This window comes from Pseudogulbenkiania sp. FW507-F1 (genome assembly GCF_058781125.1).
On record NZ_JBYSWM010000003.1, the window covers coordinates 49774 to 69152 of the forward strand.

16 protein-coding genes are annotated in these 19379 nt (G+C 50.3%); 7 read left to right on the plus strand and 9 right to left on the minus strand.

Features of this window, described 5'->3' with window-relative positions:
- Positions 1-322: 322 nt before the first annotated feature.
- The 9 genes from AC3WG5_RS02835 to AC3WG5_RS02875 all read right to left on the minus strand — a co-directional run bounded on the left by AC3WG5_RS02835 (position 323) and on the right by AC3WG5_RS02875 (position 11761).
- Positions 323-1090, minus strand: coding sequence for a hypothetical protein (locus AC3WG5_RS02835; RefSeq protein ID WP_492567694.1), 768 nt, complete (start codon positions 1088-1090; stop codon positions 323-325).
- A gap of 111 nt (positions 1091-1201) precedes the next feature.
- Entirely contained in the window at positions 1202-2995 is a 1794-nt protein-coding gene (locus AC3WG5_RS02840; protein ID WP_492567695.1) for a UvrD-helicase domain-containing protein, read from the minus strand.
- A complete protein-coding gene (locus AC3WG5_RS02845) occupies positions 2995-5136 on the minus strand; it encodes an ATP-dependent nuclease (RefSeq protein ID WP_492567696.1) in 2142 nt (713 codons plus the stop codon). Before AC3WG5_RS02845 ends, AC3WG5_RS02840 begins: the two co-directional genes overlap by 1 nt.
- A gap of 171 nt (positions 5137-5307) precedes the next feature.
- Positions 5308-5820 (minus strand): restriction endonuclease, encoded by a 513-nt coding sequence (locus AC3WG5_RS02850; RefSeq protein WP_492567697.1) that lies wholly within the window; start codon positions 5818-5820, stop codon positions 5308-5310.
- Between the two features lie 11 nt (positions 5821-5831).
- Entirely contained in the window at positions 5832-6278 is a 447-nt protein-coding gene (locus AC3WG5_RS02855; protein WP_492567698.1) for a hypothetical protein, read from the minus strand.
- The gene (locus AC3WG5_RS02860) at positions 6279-6998 is read right to left on the minus strand and encodes a nucleotide-binding protein (RefSeq protein ID WP_492567699.1); all 720 of its coding nucleotides are present in this window, start codon (positions 6996-6998) and stop codon (positions 6279-6281) included. It lies immediately after the preceding gene.
- Positions 6999-7217: 219 nt separating this feature from the next.
- Entirely contained in the window at positions 7218-9188 is a 1971-nt protein-coding gene (locus AC3WG5_RS02865; protein ID WP_492567700.1) for a hypothetical protein, read from the minus strand.
- Between the two features lie 6 nt (positions 9189-9194).
- Positions 9195-11141, minus strand: a complete 1947-nt coding sequence (locus AC3WG5_RS02870; protein ID WP_492567701.1) for a hypothetical protein — start codon at positions 11139-11141, stop codon at positions 9195-9197.
- Positions 11138-11761 carry a hypothetical protein gene (locus AC3WG5_RS02875; RefSeq protein ID WP_492567702.1) on the minus strand — a complete coding sequence of 208 codons (624 nt, stop codon included), beginning with the start codon at positions 11759-11761 and terminating at the stop codon, positions 11138-11140. The genes AC3WG5_RS02870 and AC3WG5_RS02875 overlap by 4 nt, the downstream gene beginning before the upstream one ends.
- A 244-nt stretch (positions 11762-12005) precedes the next feature.
- Here AC3WG5_RS02875 and AC3WG5_RS02880 point away from each other — a divergent pair, with 244 nt between their 5' ends.
- From AC3WG5_RS02880 to AC3WG5_RS02910, 7 genes are all read left to right on the plus strand, one after another.
- Positions 12006-12335 (plus strand): hypothetical protein, encoded by a 330-nt coding sequence (locus AC3WG5_RS02880; protein ID WP_492567703.1) that lies wholly within the window; start codon positions 12006-12008, stop codon positions 12333-12335.
- Between the two features lie 126 nt (positions 12336-12461).
- A complete protein-coding gene (locus tag AC3WG5_RS02885) occupies positions 12462-12746 on the plus strand; it encodes a DNA-binding protein (RefSeq protein ID WP_492567704.1) in 285 nt (94 codons plus the stop codon).
- 611 nt (positions 12747-13357) lie between these two features.
- A complete protein-coding gene (locus tag AC3WG5_RS02890; protein WP_492567705.1) occupies positions 13358-14005 on the plus strand; it encodes a TnsA endonuclease N-terminal domain-containing protein in 648 nt (215 codons plus the stop codon).
- Positions 14005-15966, plus strand: coding sequence for a TnsB C-terminal domain-containing protein (locus tag AC3WG5_RS02895; RefSeq protein ID WP_492567706.1), 1962 nt, complete (start codon positions 14005-14007; stop codon positions 15964-15966). Before AC3WG5_RS02890 ends, AC3WG5_RS02895 begins: the two co-directional genes overlap by 1 nt.
- Complete coding sequence (locus AC3WG5_RS02900; RefSeq protein ID WP_492567707.1) at positions 15963-16892, plus strand: TniB family NTP-binding protein; 930 nt, start codon at positions 15963-15965, stop codon at positions 16890-16892. Before AC3WG5_RS02895 ends, AC3WG5_RS02900 begins: the two co-directional genes overlap by 4 nt.
- Positions 16889-18832 (plus strand): TniQ family protein, encoded by a 1944-nt coding sequence (locus AC3WG5_RS02905; protein ID WP_492567708.1) that lies wholly within the window; start codon positions 16889-16891, stop codon positions 18830-18832. Before AC3WG5_RS02900 ends, AC3WG5_RS02905 begins: the two co-directional genes overlap by 4 nt.
- Positions 18816-19121: a helix-turn-helix domain-containing protein gene (locus AC3WG5_RS02910; RefSeq protein WP_492567709.1), complete on the plus strand. Its 306-nt coding sequence runs from the start codon at positions 18816-18818 to the stop codon at positions 19119-19121. The genes AC3WG5_RS02905 and AC3WG5_RS02910 overlap by 17 nt, the downstream gene beginning before the upstream one ends.
- Positions 19122-19379: the final 258 nt, after the last annotated feature.

Here is a 19379-nt window from a genome sequence, read left to right on the forward strand (position 1 = left end):
AATGACTGCAAAGCCCTCTTATACCCATAAAGGGATTTCTCGCGTAGGCCCTTAATCAGATATGAAAGGTAGCGGACAAAGTCTGTCTGAGGGTCCTGAGTCGACTGGAAGTCTAGCGTGACTCTACGATCCACGTCCCCCAACCCTGCCTCGCGTACTCGCCTCCGAGTATGCTCCATTACATCTTTCCAGTCTGACTCAGAAAGCAACATACGAAATTCCTTTTAATGCATTTGCAAACTAAATGGATAGTATCCGACACGTACATCAACGTACTTCGCACTTCATTGCAATATTAGATCGGGCAGAGGATTCCCTTACTCTAAACATCATTTCTTATCAAGGCATTAGCCTTGATCACAAAACAAATTAATGCACCTACAAAATGATGTCGCGCGTCTGTATCAATGGTGGCATACTCCCCTTCATCATATATACGCCCGAGAATTTCCTTGCTGACGGTAAAGAATTCCGTCTCCACGAAAATATCATCGTCGCCACCAACTTCCGCCAGCCATTTAATGTATTTTTTCTTGGTTTCTTCAATATCTTTCTTTAAGCCCCACTCCTCAGATGAGCCGTTGAAAGAGTGCAATGCTGCAAAAATGGCGAAGCTCAATACACTACCTCCGGTTTCGCCTGAAATTCGTAGGAATTCCAAATTTCTCTTCAGGTCATCCAAAACAACTTTACGTTGCGGATTAAACCCCTTTAACTCAATGACACAAAGGGGTTGGTGGCCAAAAATTGCTTTTGGCGGAGTATGATAAACGGCAACATCAACTCTACCGCTGCGTTTTATTTCTGGTGCTTTTCTTCTAAAAATAGAAGATTCGCGTCGCTTAGCATTTCCGAAGCGAACTGGAGGAATACAGTCTCGACTGAGCTGTCTGGTGCTTTTTTCAATATAAATTTTATACGGATCACCAGGCGGTCCATTGAGCTTATTTATGGACTTTGCCGTATTTACAGTGAACAAATATTCCGCATTGAACTCCATGGCAGGTTCATCTGTAAATTCAAGCATATCATTACAAGAGGCAATCATGGCCTCTTTGATTTTTTCTTTTATTTGCGTGTATTTTTGCATGTTAATTTTTAACTAAAAGGTCAGATTCTTTAGGCTGTTCATACGTTGCAGCGCCCGAAAGAACGCCTTTTAATGTAAAGCTAAGCAACTCAGATGGGCTGTCTTAAAAATTTATGTATCATCATAGTCAAAGATACACGACGCTAGCCTCGGAGTAGGTTCGTAATTAATATTTCCCCATCTCCTTCTGCCAGTCTCTGAAAAAAGGTGAAGATTTTTTCTTGCGCGGGAGCCAATTACGTAGAGAAGCTTCTGCGCACTTGCGTCGCCGTCCGAGTCATTAAAGTGCGGCACCATTCCATCTAACAGAGCATAAGCAATGACAACATCAAACTCGGCCCCCTTCACTCCATGAATGGTGGAGACAGTGACACCCGAGCGGTTCTGAAAGACCTTTCTGAAAAACGCGATATCCCGGATGTCATTCACACCTTCTTGTTCAAGTCTCGTAATGCGGGTTTCTGAACTCTCGAAGAAAGCCTGATGGTGTTCATATAAAAGAGCAAAATCCTCGATCCGAATACTAAGTCGTTGGAACAGTCCGGCAAAGAAACGTTGTAAGAACGTCAGTCCGTCCACCTCGTCAATCACAGTCTTGTTGCACTCGCGGAGCAGCGCTTTTGGCGACAGATGGGATGTATCCACTCCTACGTCACTCAAATCACCGATCACCTCTCCTGCCCAGCGTAGCCGACGTCCATAGAGGGTTGGCGAAGGCTCAGTGAGCGCCAGCCGCGAAAGTTTGTACCAGAAATTTTCGATGTCCCTCGCGAATGGCACCATACCGGGACCATCGAATTCGTAATCCGGCATATGCGCAACAAGCTGGCGAGTCATAGCAGCCAAGTGGACCCATTGCGGCGCCAGCACACAAACTTCATGTGGAGCTACTCCGAGGACCTCTACGTTGTGACGAATCAGCCTAGCGATTTCATGGGCTAGACTCTCTCGGCTAATTTCATCGTTGTATGACACAAGACTCGGATAGTGTCGATTATCCCCCTCAGCTGTAATCGTCGTGTTGTACACATTGAAATTGCCAAAGAATTCGATAATTCTTCTCGAAGAACGATAGTTTTGCGATAGCGCCCGCTCCCTGATAGAGATGCCAGCTCTTCTGCGCAGCTCTTCAATGTCAATTGGGTAGCCACCTAGCGACCCATAGATGGCCTGATTCGGATCGCCGACCATAAACAGGCGCGTCCCCCCCTTCCCGGCCCGGAGAATCGATGTCAAGACTCCGTACTGAATTTGTTTCGTATCCTGATACTCGTCGACGAGTATCAGCGAGAAGAGCTTTGACAGGAGTTCGCCAATAACGGGGTTCTCTCGTATGAGTTTACTGGCGTACCAAAGGATAAGTTCGAAGTCTATTTGCCGTTTCTCGGCAAGAATCCTAAAGTACTCGGCCAGTACCTGATGAATAAACGGGTGCTTGGCAGCATCTGGACAGCCCAAATAGTAACCATCGTCGGTGAAGTAATACTCGCAGTCGAAATGAGAAACACGGTGCCTCCTATAGGGTTCGCACAATTCTTCAAGCAATTTCTCACGCTCATGTAGATCGATAACGCGGTACCCGCGTGCCAACGCAGGCTCATAGATACCGTATGGCTTGATGATCCACTCCAAACAAAAGGAATGAATTGTTCCAATCCACAGCTGAGACGTATCGACACCAAGATTTTCAATGCGCTCCTGTATCTCATCTGCTGCTCGATGCGTATAGGTGATGGCAACGACGAACTGCCTAGCCGCCCCAAGGCAGCAGAGCTCGTAAGCAACCTTGTAGGTCAGTGTTCTAGTCTTCCCACTGCCCGGGCAAGCGATCAAGAACACGCTGCCCGGCGTCAGTACTGCATCAGTTTGCTCGGGATTCAACTCCCGTTCAGTCCAGGTGAACATTACCGTACATCCGCAAGGATTGTGTGGATCTGGTCTCCTGGGAGTGAAGCCATCATCGCCACCTTGAGCGCAGCTAAGTTAAGGGAGCCCCTTCTATACTCGTCGAGTCTCGCTTGAGCGGCATCAGCTACTTGCTGTGGAACTCTTCCGTCGGCAAGCGCACACGTGACGCGGTAGCTGTAAATATTGAAGAAGAGTTCCACTGTCAGCCCACCTCGAGCGAAGAAGATGGCTTGGTGGATGTAGTCGGGAAGAACGGTTTTGTATGTGATGTACTTCCCCAGAAGAATCGCAAACCAACCCTTACCTTGATTTGTCGCCATCGTTAGCACGCGCTTGCCGTATTGTGCTTTGTCTCCAGAGGTGAGTTCTGCAATTGCGGTTGTTATGGTGGCCGTCTGCGTGTAGACATGTGGCACGATCGAGGCAACCTGCGCTCCGTTGCCGGCCATAATGAAGTCGACCTCAAACGTGTGGTCCGCATAGTGCACAGATAGCCAAGAGTTACCTGTAACAAAAGAATCTAGTATCCCTCTACGTATCTCACCGGCATGAGCAGAGGCTTGGCACTTTGCTTTGTAATTCGCAACCGCTTCCAACTCGCCAGGGACGGGAGTGGTATCAATGATTGCTGAGTCTAGATCCGTGATGATACTGCAGCGTTTTCGGATTCTTATGTCGTGAAAAAGTACAGCTACGTTTTGGAAGCCGGTACTGCGGATGTTGATCAGGCTAATTCCGAGCTCATCCAAGCTGATACCGACAATTTTCTTGAACAAAATCGGGATCAAGATTTCCTCTGCGTCCCCCTCAACGAGGACAACGCTCTTGGCGAAGAGCAGATTACTACGCACGGCATCAAGGTAGCGCTGAATGTTTCCTCTCTCGATCGGTGATAGGCCTCTAGCTGGCTGATAGGCCTCACAGGCAGCACCGCTGCGGCCGAGAATATTCACACTTTCAACATTGCTGACCTCCGAAATATGGGTCGAATGGGTCGAATAGATGATCTGCGTGTCTGCGTACGCAATGCGATCGAAGAGTGTCTTTTGAATGTGCGTGTGAATATGCGCTTCCGGTTCCTCGATCAATAGGAAGTTCGCAATCGATTGATTTGCCTTCTGATACTTGAATTGCAGCAATTTTAGGGTCAGAAAGATGAGATTCGCGCCTCCCAGACTTAATTCGTGAATCGCACCTTCGTAGCCCTCTCCCGATTCGCCGACAAATAGCCTAAGCGACTGAAAGAGTTTATCCGCTTCTTCCGAAAGATCAGACTTGATTGAAAGTGAGCTCGGTGAGTAGGTTTCGCCTGCCGTGTCTTTGATCGTATCGAGAATGTTTGATCGTACCGTCTGCACATCCTCAAGAGCTTCGATCGACGCATTAAGCGCCTGAACCTCAGCAACAATTGGCGCCATCGTGGCAGGCTCTATTTCCCCGCTCTTGCTCTTGAGCAGGGTCAGTAACGGGTTAGTCCGGTTGTTGTGGAACTCAGCAACCACATCGCGAAGGGCTTGGATAAAGGTGAGGGAAACTTCCTTGGTCACAGATAGGAATACCGGCACGCGAGCGCCAATCCGAGGATCGTCAACTTCCTCATTAAAGATGCAGTTCTCAAAATCCCCCACTAGTGACTTGTATACCGCCTCATTACTGAAGTCAGCTGTACTCCTGCCAGTGAAGACAGTCTCGTAGTCACCAATGGATATTGTCTGTCGAATCTCTGCCAGACCGGCCATGTCACCATCGTTTAGTGCAGCAAGCTTCAGCCTTACCTCTTTTTTAGGACGAAAGATAAGGTTGTAGGTTGCCCTGCCCACGCCATCTCCACCCTCCACAACTCCTGTTCCATGTAAGAAAAGGGCCTGTATCGCTTCGTCAGGCCCAATCTCGTCAAACTCCAGACTAATGATGATCCAGTGGCCCTGCCATTGGTCTACCCCACGATGAAAGTCAGCCTCCTCCATCCGGAAAGCAGCACGGACCATGTTATCGTCGAGAAGTAGCCGGATTGCCCGAAACAAATTAGTCTTACCGGCCCCATTCTCTCCAATGACCGTATTGACGCCTTTGTTAAAAAACAACGTCGTGCTGCTAAAGTTGCGATAGTTTTTTATTGATAGCTTCGATATGTGCATTGCACGATACCTCCGGGCATTTTGTTAAGTCGTCTCATTGAAAATTCCGGCGAGACTGGCTAGCGACACCAACGATCCTCACGTATTCGCACAATTCACAACTTAGCAGTCGAGTAAGATAGAAGTCCTAATGGCATCCAGCTCAAGGCAATTTATCAAATCCGCATAAATCTATGGTTGCTCAATAATTTCTCTAAGCTTATTATTTAGGACGGCGCAAATATGGTTTCGATCTATGAAGACATTTAGGTCTTGCAAATCACCTGACAATAGATCAGGCAATCGCAGATGGCGCAAAACGACGGAACCCTCACGGTTTTTTCTGCCAAATTCTACTGCGGCATCAGGGGCAAGTGAAGCTGCTGTTATTATTAACCCGGCTTTTATGCCCTCTCTATCCATGTCGAGCAAGAAACCACCCAATTGCTCACGTGTGAAATCAGTTTTCCTTACTTTAACGTTTAAAGCCGCTCGTCCAGGTTCGTGAGTGGGGTTCGTGCTAAACGCTTCGATAATTCCATCGATCCCGCCATCGGCGTTTCCGCGGCGTGCGGGAAGTCCAGTTATTTCAGTGAGGGGAGTTGCACCAAGCAGTCGACGTATCACATCCTCCATAGTGTCACGCTTGTACTGTGCACTGGTATCAAGCAATATCTTGACAAGCTCTTCTTCTAATTTTCCCATCGCTCACTCGATCACAATTTTCCAAAAAGCTCTGCTTTCGTCTGCAGAGACTTCGATAGACAAAAATCAATCAACATCTGTGCGGAGTTAATTTTCACCTCTGCTAGACTTAGAATAATAAGCAACTGCCATTCGCAAATTTTAATCTTGACAGCCTTTGACTGATCACCCCGACCAAACTGATTGGCCTCATTTTTTTTGACGGCATTTAAAATGTGAAGCCTATCTGGCCTTGAGGCATCAAGCAAATCAACCCCTTCTTTTAATAGCGTTGATGCCACATGAGATATAGATTTTTCAATTAATATCTTCGGTGATTTGCTGGCCCAAAAATTCTCCAAATCCAAAAAAACACTCGCGTCGATTGAGCTGGTTAGTATTTCAATGGACACAAGCCGATTGGCCCTATTCTCTATTTGCTCGAGTGCCAACCTCTCAATCTTTGATTTTATTTTCACTTATAGAACCTCCTGAAGAAGAGCTTGAAGGGACTCCTGATAGGCAGTATCCTCTAAAAGAATGGGGGCACTTTCTAACGGGGCATATGGCAAAAACGTCGAGACGAGAGCACTTTCTACACCATGACTTGAAAGTGCGGCTTGCAGGTTATTGATACCAGCTGCAACACTCCCACCATATGCCATATTTACAAATACACTTATTTTAAGCTCGCTTGGAGAAAGAGCCCTCGTCGTTAAAATTGCCCTAATTTCCCGCGGGATTCTATCTAATCCCACAGCATCAAAAGGATTCACCGGGGCCAAGACTCTCCATCCTGATTTTATTCCGCGAAGCAGGTCTGAACTGACGACAAAACTGTCGTCCGTATCCATTACTGCGTAGTCGAAATTCGACGAACCGGGAAGACTGTCAGGAACAGATTCACCCTCTTTTTGTACGATTTGATTTGGTGTTCCAGGTATGGAGAACTCAGGGGTCCTGTTCAGAGCCCGACTCATGAGCTGACCTCCGGCTAAATCAACCGCCATGATTCGCAACCCCTGTCGAGCGAGTAAGATAGCAATATTTGTTGCCGTTGTTGTTTTTCCCACCCCTCCTTTCGGGGTGTTTACAATGATTTTTATCATTTCTAGACTCAAAGTAATATTTATAAATTCATGACTGATAAGGCCATGCCAATCATTAAGCAAGTCTAATTCAGTTACCCCCTCTTTCAAATTAGACTCAAAATCGATGATTAATCGGATATAACGTTACGTCAGTGAAAAATTTGCGCCAAAACTGTTTTCCATACTCAATAGATCGCCAGTATTCTCCAGGCCAACTTGAGCAAATGCTTGAATGAATCTTGCCAGGCAGCACCTTGGCTATGGTTGCCTCCACGGTGGTAGTTGAGTAACGAGCCCCTCCCCCGTCTAGATAAAACGGCCCAAAATTCAATCAGCCTCCGATGGGGCCTTCTTACGCCTTGCATCTCTCTTTTTCGCAGCTACAGTTGCTGCGCTCGGCGTACCCCGTCGCCCTGGTATCTTTACAATTAAGACTCCTCGTTCCGTTCCATCTCCAAGAAGATCACCACAGCGGGTGGCGTACCAAGTGTCCATATGGCTTAGCTTGCTGTGATCCTTCGACAGATCGAGAACGAGCATCACACCCAATTTGATGTTGGTTGCTTGGTAAATGACAGTCTGATCGCCGTAGGCTGTCAACAGGCGATCGAACGAGGCATCACTAAGCTCACGTTTCACCTCGATGATGGCCGTGTGACCATTCGTCTTGTACCGGATGTCTGCCCGGCCACCAGCGACGCCCTTGACTTCGTCATCGACCGGAAGGCCCGCCGACTTTCCGTGCCGCAGAAAGTCCTGCTGAAGTTCTTTCTCATGAGGAAGTTCCCTTCCCCGTTTGAACAAATATGCGGAAAAGCAGTCCTGCTCGACTGAACTGTCCAGCTTAAGTTGCAGAAAAGTAGCTACCCTGAATACTAAGATCATGAAGTCCAATCGTGCAGCCGGACGACGATAATCTTCCAAGTGGGAGAAATCGCGTTCCACGATCTCTAGCATCTTCTCGATAGGAGGAGCGATGTTCATCAGTTGCTGCTTGGATGAAATCGAGAGAACTTCTTCGATCAGCTCTGAGTGTGCCCTCTCGTCAGTGGAACGTACCCTTTCTTGGAGAGCGGGAGTCAGTGGGCTGGTGACCCCCGCAGTCGGAGAGAAATCGCGGCCCCCTTGATAGGCTCGCTCCACCGCATTCTGCAGATCGCGGGTTAGGTCAACGTCGAACTTGGCTGCATGGCGACGGAACCATGCCATCAAATGTTTTAGGTGATCACGGTTCCCAAACACCTTGGGTTCCAGGACAGGTCGAATTACGCAGTCCAAGCCACGTCCGGGCGCAGCAGCGAAGACTGAACGGTTCGCCTCATAGGCAAATAGCAGATGTTGTTCGATGACGTGGATCGCATCGAGCCAGACGTCCTCCTGAATGCGTTCGACTAAACAGGATAGGTTCTCCACTAGGCTTACAAGAGCGGCAACCTGCGTTGCAATTGAACCAAGGATGGGATCCTGCCGCGAGGCCATGGAGTATTCGGTATAGGCGAAGGCGTTTTCCTTCAAGCTCCGTAACAATTTATCGAAATTGGGCGGAACTGTGCGCTCGTAGAAACCTAATAACAACGAAATGGCGGTCTCATAAAGGCGGGCATCATAGCGGGACTCCCGAATCACCGAAGCTCGTTCAAACTGATCACGAGCGCGATGTAGGTTGCGCAACACCACCGAGGTATCTTCGCCCTCGATCGCATCCTGGAGCGATAGCAGCCCCAGTTCGAGATGGACTTGATCCGATGAGCCGTCAATGTCGCTCATCAGTCTCAAGAACTGCCCTAGGGCTGGGTTACGGGTCTTCGCAGCTAGAACGCCCGCTATCCTTGCTGCGTGCGAGATGTAGATAGGGTCGTCGTTCGGCTCCGTTTCAGTTAGCTCGGAGACCATTTTCGTAAGCCGTATTGCATCGTCGCGAGCGAAGGCAAGTGCCCCCTTTAACGCTGCCGTCCTCAACGGAGTGGGGCGCACGCGTTCAGTAGCTGTAGCAAGCAGACGGCGGAACACCTTTACTTCAGAAGCCGGATCCTGAAGGTGAAGCGCTAGCAGCTTGTCCGCGATCGTATTAAGTTCTGGGCCCCGCTCAATGACAGCAAGCACCGTGGTTATGAAGTTATCGACTTGGATACGGTGTTCTTCGCGGTAAGGAAGCACAAGCTCGACGAACATGTCCGGAAACAACGAGACGCCAATCTGCGCACCGTCAGCCAGAACCCGATCAAGGCCACCGAACGCTTCGACGGTCCGCGGTTTCTGTCGGGAGAGCAGGCCTTCCATGATTTCGTCGTAGTGCATGGCACCCTACCAAAGGTATCCATCTGAACGGTTCTTCACCACATTCTCAGGAGGAACGTGCTGCAGGATAGCGTCATTCTTGATCCCTGCAATGAAGATCTGGATCGTTGGTAGGGATTCTGAAAGCTTGGCGAGACCAGTCACAATCTGAGAGACATCCTCATTCACGACCTCATGGCTTCCGACTGAGTCAACAAGTAGTACACCGGGATGCCTGCCAATGCCGCTTTGTTCGGCGACTTGGATCATTGCCAGAGTCGCCGCCAGCTTCAGGCGTGTCTTTTCACCGTCAGTACATCCCCCGAAATTCTTTTTCCCTCCGAGCATAATGACGTCCATATGAGTGTTCCCCTTCAGACGAACGGTCAGAAGATCGGATAGACCAAACGTACGAGCGAATTCCGCGGTCAGGTCGGACACTCGTTTGAGAGCGCCACTTTGCTCCTCTTCATACATCTTCTGGGTGGCGATAATAGCTGCGTCGAGAAGGTCAGCGTCCGAGTTGATGGGAGCAGGACCGTTGAGCATCATTTTTTCGAGTTCTTCAATCTGAGCCTCCAACTTAAGAAGCTCCATCTGCCCCTCGGGGCGCGACTGGATCTTTTCGATCTCCTTCTCAAGCTGCTGGGCCTCGGCGCTGGAGCGGTCCCGCTCGCCTTCAGCCTCAACCTTCTTTCTGTTGAAATCGGCAAGACGAGAACGGAGCTTTTTGGCTTCATCCCTTGCAGCGGCCAGGGTCTCTTTGAGTTGCGCCTCTACTCCGGCCGTGTCGTCAGACTCATGACGCTCTGCTCTACCGCAAACGATACAGTCATGTTCTTTCTGGCGCGCCTCTCGAAAGTCATCAGTGTAGACCTCCTCGCAACTCGGGCAGGAGACAGGGTTCAGCCTCCGAAAAATATGACCAGCAGCCTGGCTCTCCAGGAATGCACTGAGCTCACGCGTTGCCGTGGTGACAGCCCCGTCCGCCATTCGAAGAGCTGTCTCGACTTCGTTGAGAACAGTAATGTGCCTCCGCACTTTCTCTGCAGAGGCCGAATATTTGGAGAGGTTTGCCGACAGTTTGGCGAAAAGTTCGGACAGCAGAGGTTCCATGGTTTGCGTAGCCAGTAGCTCGTCGCGCACCTTTCTGAGCTCATTCAGGCGGGCCTGAGCTGCGTCCGAAACCTGCCGGGCTGCTTTCGCCTTCTGGTCGCCTTCAATCTTGGTGCGTTTCTTCGCCTCCATCAGCGAAGCCCGAGTCATGATCCACGGCAACCCCAGATACATCTGCATCATACGGGTGGGCTTGTTGTGCTGAATGTCGTCGCCACCAAACACAGTAGTGGGGTCGGGATCGATCCACATCGCACCAAACAGCCAGTTCCAGCCATGCCGTTGCTCGACTGCGTTTCCGTCAGCTTTCTCAGCTGTAACTTCTAATGATTCTAGGCCGAGCTCATCAAGGAAAAAGCGGTCCATCGCTCCGGCAAATCCATGCATGTCGCCGAACTCTTCGACTACGAACTCTTTGCCTCGGGCGAATTTTACCAAGCGCCCTTGCCCCTTTTCGGCATCGTCGAGCCGGACCTCGTATGCGTCGTTATCAAGCTGGAATTTCAGCGAGAGTGTCCGGAACCATCTCGCCATGTCAGTGGGTAGTCCGCGAGTCCCCGTTAATACCCAACGGATGATCTTCAGGAGAGAAGTTTTTCCCTTGAGGTTTCTCTCAGAGACGAAAGCATGTAGACCAACACTCATGCCCTGCTTGCAGAAGTTGATATCAGGGCTCTCATAGTCCCCAGCCTTTGTACCGTCGAACTTAAGGTCAAGGAGCCGCAACCGTTTAGGTACTGCATGCGTGAGACGGGGTTCAATTCCATGCCGCTTCAAGAGGGCTTCGATCTCTTTCGAGGTACTCCCGGTCTTTTCGGTGATCTGTGTGATCCACTCTTCGCGAGTCGTGGTACTCATTGAGCGATTTTCTCCAGCTTGTCGCGCACGCGGTCCGCGATCGTCGGAATGAGATCATGCAGCTGCGCTTCGTGATATTCCTTCTGCGCGTGCTGACGCTCCTTCAACGTGGAGCCGCCTCGCCCATTTGCGACCCGGAGCACGAGCTTTGCTCGTTTCGCGTACCAGTCAAAAATAGAATGATCCCGCACGATCTCCGTGCAGAGGCTGAGACCAGCATGGCTGAGTAGAAAATGTCGGGGATGAGCGGTCGGATGGTGGATCGTCACCGGGCGTACCAACCCTGCGACAGCAAGGATCGAGAGGACAGTATCGAGCGGTTCGTAGGCGCCAAAGTACCTGCGTAGCATAGGGATTGCCTTCTCAGAGGGCTCATCGTCGTCGAAGATGGCCTTTGCCGTGTCGAGAAGGAAGTGGTCGCCAGTCTCTTCGAACTGCGCGAGCAGCTCGTCGGCTAGGTAGTCCGGGTACCGCACCCAAAAGTCGAGCGCTTGAAGACGGGTTTCCCCTTCGAAGCGGCGAGGATAATGCGTCTCAGTTCCTTCCTCCCTATTCGGTACCGATCCCTCCGCGAGGAGGAAAAGGATCCGAACGGCATCCCGATACTCCGTATTGGCCATACGCACCCCGACAAAGACTACCGCATTGAATTGATGCTACAAAGTAAGCAAATTCTAAATGCATAGCGAGTAGTGGTAAAGACATGTTATGAGCAACTGACAGTTCTGCTGCGGCGCCCCCTCTCGACACGTTATCGCCCCACACAGCTCTGTGATCACAGCGCAGCGGTGGTGATTGGTGCTGCCTTTCTCGCTCCGTAATCGTGCTCCCGACATGAAACGTAGGGGTAGCAGTTGGGATTGCATGGCCTCGGAGGTACTCGATAGCAGGCTAAAGAATGAGTACAACCCGCACAAAAGCCCGCATGCCACGGGCTTTCATCATTTCATGATTGCCACAAATATAGCCAATTGCCCGAAAATTCAAAAAATTAAGCAAAATAAATTAGGCAAATTTGCATTTATTTTTAAAATAAAAATCCTCTGCAATAATCTTTGCAAAACTCTTACGCAATACCTCGCGCAACCACACGCCCAGCAGATAGCAATCCAACTGTTTAGCCAGCTAAATTTTCACACCGCTCTCCCCTATGGGGAATGCAAGGCTACTGATTTACCTAGTTTGTTGTATTGAACCAATCTTTACATTAAATGTAGGGTGGCCTGAGTAGGCGTGAGATTTTTTAATTTTTTCAGCCTGCATCCTTGATCTATTCATGTCCATGAGCTTTTATATAATTTACCGAGCAATGGACCTCGAATGGAGATGATCGCCATGAACTACTGCAAGACCCCTGATCAAGTTCGAGCTGAATTCAAAGCAAGCGGTTTATCTATTACCGCTTGGGCCAAAGCCTATGGATACCCTGTCGCCTCGGTATACCAGGTATTGAAGGGTGACAAGCAGTGCTGCCGGGGCATAAGCCATGAGATTGCCGTTAAGCTGGGGCTGAAAGAAGGCCGTCTTGGCGATGATGCCGAGGCACTGACGCGGAAGCTTATGGTTCGCCACAAAGCTGCTGAGCTAGCAAGCATCGACGAGTAACCACTCTATCCGACTTGAGAGGAGGTAGAAATGTAACTTTGTGCATGTTGATTAAGTTAACGAGCACGGAAAAGAAAAGCCCCCAAAGTTCTCTGAAAACTTGAGGGCTGGTTTGAAGCTAACTAGATTTGCGGTCTAGGTGGTTTCATTCTGGCTTTTCCGAAAGGGACAGTCAAGGGCAGTTTCGCCCGAGGCTGCCCCCGCTCGTCCTAGCAATAACTGGATGCCCATCCGGTAGAAAGTTGCAAAGGAAAAGCCATGAAATACCATCTGCCATTATGCGCAACGAACTTGCTCGACCCCGGGCGCCGCCCTTCTGTACCCAAGCCTTGTTGCTCGCGAGTACGCAAACATGACTTGGCTAAATTGTTGGACCGGCTACATCCACCAATCTCCCGGCCCCGGCCACACCTGGCACTGTCGCTGATCAAGAGAGTCGGTCTTGACCTCTATCTCGCGCCCAGACTCCAACCACTGCGGATGTCATTCCGCTCTTTTATGGCTGCATGCCACTTGGAAGCCTGGCTGGAAACACAGCTGCTGTTAGCCAGGCTAATGGCCCCTCACTTTCGATCAGCCCCTCCCTCATCGACTCAAGGGGGTGATCCATCATGCTGATCCCCTCCATACGCAAGATTCACAACGTCAACAGCTCCAAGGTCATTGGCCTGTCCTACAGCTTCAAAATGGCAGGGCTGATACCGTGGGAAAGTACGTTGGAACGAGACTGGCTTTTGCATCTTGAGTCAAACCTGGCCATACGCGAGATCTACGGCCAGCCAGAAACCTTCGATTACTGTTTTCAAGGCAAGTGGCACCGTTACACACCGGATTTCAAAGCGTGCTGGCATGACCCCCACCGCTTGCCCACTCTCTACGAGGTCAAGCCTCATGATGTGGCTAGTTCAGACTTGTTTCGACAACAAAGCGATTGCATCCGACAAGCCTTGGCAATGTACGGATACGAGTATGTAGTCAAAGACGAGTACGAAATTCGCCGGCAGCCTGTCTTGAACAATCTCAATTTCCTGAAGCATTACGCAGACATGTTCGTCTCGCGGCAGGATCGAGATCGAATCCATTACGCTTTCGACGACGGCAAGACATTCTGCCTGCAGTGGTTATTGGAACAGTTTGGCTGGCATAAGACTGATCTCGCAAAGTTGTATCACCTGATGTGGCGAGGTTGGCTCGTCTACGATGAACACCGCGTGGTTAGCCGGTCCCTAGTAGTCTGGCCGGCGAAAGGAGCGTGGTGATGGCTCTTGATCTCAGAGAAGGGTTTTCGGTAACCCTCCATAACACTCACTACCGAGTCCTGCATGTCCAGGCTGATTGGCAAGTTTCATTACTCAATGAGCGGACCTCATCCATCACGCATCTCACGCAGGATGAAGTTGCGGACTATTTGCAGCATGGCCAGCTCAAGGTCATTACCAACCAAGATGTTCTGTTTCGCGAGGATGGCCTGCCGCCCATACCTTCCGCCTTGCCAGCCAAGCATCGTCCCAAGCTTCAAAGGAGCATGGCCTATGTTCGCGCAGTCCTTGCGCAAACTGAGCACTACTCACGAGAGCAGGAAACTTTGCCTGTTATTGCCGTGGTGGCAAAGCAACTTCGCGATGCCAAGCCCCCCAGCAGCATCACAATCTACCGTTGGTGCCGAAACTTTCTCGATAACAACGAAGATCCACTTGCCCTTGCGCCCAGGACTGCTAATTGTGGGCGTCGTAAAGGACAGATTGACGTTGAGGTGATCGAGCTTTTCTACGAAACCATCGATACCTATTACCTAAGCCGTGCACGCAATAGTCGGATAGATGCACATGCTGAGTTGTGCGACCGGGTAATCGAAGCTAATCGTCAACGCCCCAAAGGAGAATGGCTACGGGCAGTCAGCTACAGTGGTTTTTGTAAGCTGATCAAGCGGCTCCTTGATCCATTTATCGTCATGGCGAGACGAATGGGTGAAAAACACGCCCGTCGCTACTTCCGCACCCGGGATCGAGGACCTGTCGCACTGTTTGCCCTGGAGCGTGTCGAGATCGACCACACCCGGCTCGACATCATCATTGTTCACCCAATTACCAGAGAACCACTTGGTAGGCCGACAGTAACAGTCGCCATCGACCGCCGCTCGCGGATGGTTGTTGGCATTTATATCGACCTCGAACCGCCATCGTCGATTGCCGTCTTGATGTGCTTGCGACAAGCCGTCACCAGCAAACAGGTCATCCTCGACGATATCCCTGAATGCCTAGGCTTCACTTGGCCGGTCGAAGGCCAATTCCGTCTTATCTGCATGGACAATGGTCCAGAATTTCACAGCAATGTTCACAAGCAGTTTTGTGCCGACCTCCACGCGGATATGCAGTACTGCCCACCAGGTAAGCCTTGGTACAAAGGTGCGGTTGAGCGTTTTATCGGCACGTTGAACCGGCGCCTGATACACAAGCTACCGGGCACCACCTGGTCGAACCCAGTTGAACGCGGCGACTACCCGTCGGAGAAGCTCGCCAGCCTGACTCTACACGAACTGCGGCAGATGGTTTTTCGCTGGGTCGTGGTCGACTACCACAACACCCGTCATCACGAACTGGGCGAAACTCCGCTGCAGTGCTGGACGCGCTTGGTCGACGAACATCCTGTCCCCCCGTTACCACAAAGTCTCAGTCTCGAAGTCGAGACCGGACTGGCCTTTGAGCGGACCATCTGTGATGGTCGAATCGGCGTTCCAGGCTTGATCTATCACCATCCGTACCTGATCCACCTGCAACAGAAGCTTCCAGCCAAGAGCAAGGTCATGCTGCGCATCGACCCGGAGGATGTCACCCAAGCATACATCTATGACCCGCTTAACAAGGCGCTCATCAAACTAGAGTGTCTGACGGTCAATGTTGAGCCCGGCACGTCATGGCTGGATTTCCAGCGAGCACGCAAAGCTCACAAACAGGACACTACGGACCCAATTGGAGCTGATGCAGAGCTGGTTCGGCAAGAAAAAGCCAAGTTACGCCGAGATGTCCATCAGACGCATCTACAGGCAGAAAAACGGCTGAAGCAGACACAACGCAAGAAAAAACAAGCATCGCGACGCTCAACCAAAGGGGATGTTCAAATCAGCGCTCCAGTATCGCCTGAAAACCATGCCTGGGAGGAAGCTTCATCCCCGGCTGGATGGTCTTTGGAACGCCTTCCTTTAGAAGGAGGCAGCAAATGAACGCCCCCTATTCTGACATCCGCCAAAAATGTCTAGAAATGAAGCGCATCCTTATTCGGCACCCGTACTTCAACGCCATTTTAGCTGAGATGGAAAGTTGCTTTGAAGAGTCGATTGATTGTGCGGAACCACAGTGCATGCTCATTACTGGGGATACCGGGGTGGGAAAGTCAAGACTACTTGAAACTTTCTACTCACTACACCCCCACTTTATCAATGGTGATCACACAGAAATACCCGTGCTTTTAGCATCACTGCCGCTACCTGCGACAATATCAGGATTATTTACGGCTATATTGGCGTGTCTAAAAGCCCCCTACCCGGATCGTGGCAATATCGAGTACAAGCACACTCGGCTGATTCAATTATTATCACGCTGCTATGCCAGGATGATCATCCTGGATGAATTTCAACACTTGGTAGAACGCGGTACAGTCCGACGGATCGAAGTCGTCGCAGATGCAATCAAGAGCCTGATTAATCAAACTGGGTTGTCATTTATATTGGTAGGCATGCCTAGTGCCGCAGCGGTACTGGAGTGTAGCCCACAGTTAGCCGGTAGATTCCCATTGCGCATGGCAATGTCCGCCTTTAACTGGATAGAAAAGCCAACAGATTTTGAACGGCTACTCAACTGCTATGAACAAGGCCTTCCCATGGAGAAAGTCAGTGGACTGTGCGATGAAGACATGCCGGCCAGGTTTTACTTGGCAACAGGCGGTAATTTCCGCGCCCTTGCCACGTTGCTTCAGAAGGCTGTACGCACAGCATTGATGCAAGGTTGCCCACGGATTGAAAAAACGCATCTTGTGCTTTGCTTTGACCGTTACCTGGCACAAAACCGTAAGCTTCGCGCCAATCCATTCAGTGAAAGTACGGAGGCAATCGAGCAGTGGGTTACCCAGCTCAAGGAGGTTCGAGCATGAACACCTTATCAACGGATCCCGCTGATTGCTTCCGCTTGCTGATACGCCCTGCCCCAGATATCCGGGAAAACCTGGCGGGCTATCTTCTGAGGGTTGCAGAACTCAACTGCTTGCGCCACGTGCAAGAATTGCGCGAATTTCTTAGTACCTATGCCACCTACCCTTCGCAGCCTTCGCTCATTCCCCAGTTTGGAATTTATGACCTAGCGCTTCTTGGCAAGGAGCTCAATATCCCTGCTAGCCGCTTGGACACCATCGTGCAGCCACTCGATGTACGCGTCGGGAAATTCCGCAAATTCCGCCACCAGGAAAAACTGTGGCCGCTTGAGATGCTTCGGGACAAACATCGCGCTTGGTGCCCCCTGTGTTTGAAAGAAGCTCACATTCAACAGGCCAGTTGGGACTGGCGCTTACAAACCGCCTGCGCCAGGCACCGCGTTCTTCTTGTTGAACATTGTCCATCATGCCAACGACATGTCAGCTGGCGTTACTCATCGCTGCGGCAGTGTGTATGTGGCTACCCGCTTGCAGACGCACCAACCCTGCCTGCAGACCCTGCTTGGCAGCCCATTCCAGTAAACGAGTTGCTGCCACATCAATTGATGCGGTACGTCACACTCGTGCTACTGGCACTAGAGGGGGAACTACCGGATCTCACACGCCTGGCGGCGGTCGGCCATGAGCAGATGCATCAAGCGACACTGGACGTAACAGACACTCAGCTCCAGTCGACCCCATCGTTTCAGCACGCCGTTATCAACCAGGTTGAAAAGCGGTATATGGCGTACCCCACTCTCGGACCAAGGCATGCCGCTACCAGCTTACTGCTTGGCCTAGGGCTGGATGCCAATTTCGATGCCGAGCTGGCATCGATTGCAAGCTATTGGCTGCACACAAAGCGTCCCACACTGGTAGTGAACAGCTACTCGCCAGAAGATGCAGTCCCTGCTCTGCCCATGGCGACGGTAGCCACCACATTGAATGTGTCATCACACATCATCAAGACACTGCTCAGAAAAGAAGTCCTGACTTATGCCGCCAACAATTGCGTAGCCCATCGAAGGCGAATTGATAAGCAGGAAATCATTGATGGAAAGAGTTTGGCAAGGCTTTTGCACCGATTATCACATCTGAGCGAACCCGTACTAAATGGCAAAGTCGTTCGATTTGACCACTATGGAATCGACCATGCCAAAAGGTTAGATCTCTTACTGGACATTGATGGACAGTACACCCGGGTTACGGCCTTCGACCCTGCACTTGGCCTGCCAAGTCTCTCTCTATGTAAAATGCTCACGACTGTTGGTGAGAATGACAACTTGTTGTCCGTCCGTAAGGCGGCAGAATTTTTGGAGATCTATCCGGATGCTGTCTACCGCTTAATCAAGGCAAAGCTCCTGACAGCAAAATCGCTTGCCAAGCGGCAAGCTTGCATGGAGATAAAAGACCTCGCCGAATTTCGCGAAACATATGTATTTACCCATGAAATTGCTCAGAAATTAATGTGCAATCCAACCAACCTGGCAGATCGAATCATATCGATTGGCATTCTCCCTGTACACGGGCCGGCCATTGATGGCGGGTTAACTTATGCATTCAGGAGAAAAGACATTACAGATGATGTATTGCAAAAAATTAATCTTGCCGAGACTTACCAAAGTCGGGCAGGCAGAGGAAGGAAACGAGCACAGAAAACTGAAAATCACCTCAGTGGCATTAATCAAGAAACGCTGACAACGAAAGAACTCTCAGCAATAACAGGAATTAGCGTGATAAGAATAAGGCACGAAGCAAAATATGGGTGCCTGTCGGATGCAGTTGCAAACACCGAATCAGGCGGAGGAATTTTTCTGTTTCATACTCGCGCCATTGGCATACTAAGACTGCTCTCAGAAAGCAAGAACTGGTCAATTAAAGAAAGACATGAAAATGAACCATAATCAAATATTTGGAAAGGCACTCAGACAGCTCAGAAGAGAGATGCGACTGACCCAGGAAGAGTTGGGTTTTGAATCAGAAATAAGCAGAACGCACATTTCCTTGCTAGAGCTAGGCCAGAGATCACCAACATTTGATAGTTTGTTGAAAATCAGTGTCGGCCTAAAAATGGATCTAAGTGATTTCCTTATTCTTTTGGCCGAAAAAATCCGCCCCCAAAAAATGGAGCACAAGGTGAAAATGAAAAATGAATACACCACGCCTGATATGACGCAAGAGCACACTGAGTAGGATGGTTGGCCTCGATGGATCAGCAGTGGCGAAGAAAATTGGAGGCGTTACCTAGTCAGAGGTGTCGGCCCAGCTCTCCAGTGGCCATCCACCAACTGCTCGAGAGTGTCTTGAGAAGTCGGGGAAAGCCACAGGGCATCAACCCCATCCTAGCTCGGCGCCCCCAGCCATGACCCATGCGAGCTCCATGCCTATGTTATAATTAATTTGAATGGCATGCCTCATAGACATGTTCGTCGACCATTTGGACTTGCCACT

What these genes read in the sequence shown, in the direction of transcription:
- AC3WG5_RS02835 (WP_492567694.1), bottom strand. Translation starts at nt 1,090, where the DNA reads ATGCAAAAATACACGCAAATAAAAGAAAAAATCAAAGAGGCCATGATT.
- AC3WG5_RS02840 (WP_492567695.1), bottom strand. Translation starts at nt 2,995, where the DNA reads ATGTTCACCTGGACTGAACGGGAGTTGAATCCCGAGCAAACTGATGCA.
- AC3WG5_RS02845 (WP_492567696.1), bottom strand. Translation starts at nt 5,136, where the DNA reads ATGCACATATCGAAGCTATCAATAAAAAACTATCGCAACTTTAGCAGC.
- AC3WG5_RS02850 (WP_492567697.1), bottom strand. Translation starts at nt 5,820, where the DNA reads ATGGGAAAATTAGAAGAAGAGCTTGTCAAGATATTGCTTGATACCAGT.
- AC3WG5_RS02865 (WP_492567700.1), bottom strand. Translation starts at nt 9,188, where the DNA reads ATGCACTACGACGAAATCATGGAAGGCCTGCTCTCCCGACAGAAACCG.
- AC3WG5_RS02870 (WP_492567701.1), bottom strand. Translation starts at nt 11,141, where the DNA reads ATGAGTACCACGACTCGCGAAGAGTGGATCACACAGATCACCGAAAAG.
- AC3WG5_RS02875 (WP_492567702.1), bottom strand. Translation starts at nt 11,761, where the DNA reads ATGGCCAATACGGAGTATCGGGATGCCGTTCGGATCCTTTTCCTCCTC.
- AC3WG5_RS02880 (WP_492567703.1), top strand. Translation starts at nt 12,006, where the DNA reads ATGGCCTCGGAGGTACTCGATAGCAGGCTAAAGAATGAGTACAACCCG.
- AC3WG5_RS02885 (WP_492567704.1), top strand. Translation starts at nt 12,462, where the DNA reads ATGGAGATGATCGCCATGAACTACTGCAAGACCCCTGATCAAGTTCGA.
- AC3WG5_RS02890 (WP_492567705.1), top strand. Translation starts at nt 13,358, where the DNA reads ATGCTGATCCCCTCCATACGCAAGATTCACAACGTCAACAGCTCCAAG.
- AC3WG5_RS02895 (WP_492567706.1), top strand. Translation starts at nt 14,005, where the DNA reads ATGGCTCTTGATCTCAGAGAAGGGTTTTCGGTAACCCTCCATAACACT.
- AC3WG5_RS02900 (WP_492567707.1), top strand. Translation starts at nt 15,963, where the DNA reads ATGAACGCCCCCTATTCTGACATCCGCCAAAAATGTCTAGAAATGAAG.
- AC3WG5_RS02905 (WP_492567708.1), top strand. Translation starts at nt 16,889, where the DNA reads ATGAACACCTTATCAACGGATCCCGCTGATTGCTTCCGCTTGCTGATA.
- AC3WG5_RS02910 (WP_492567709.1), top strand. Translation starts at nt 18,816, where the DNA reads ATGAAAATGAACCATAATCAAATATTTGGAAAGGCACTCAGACAGCTC.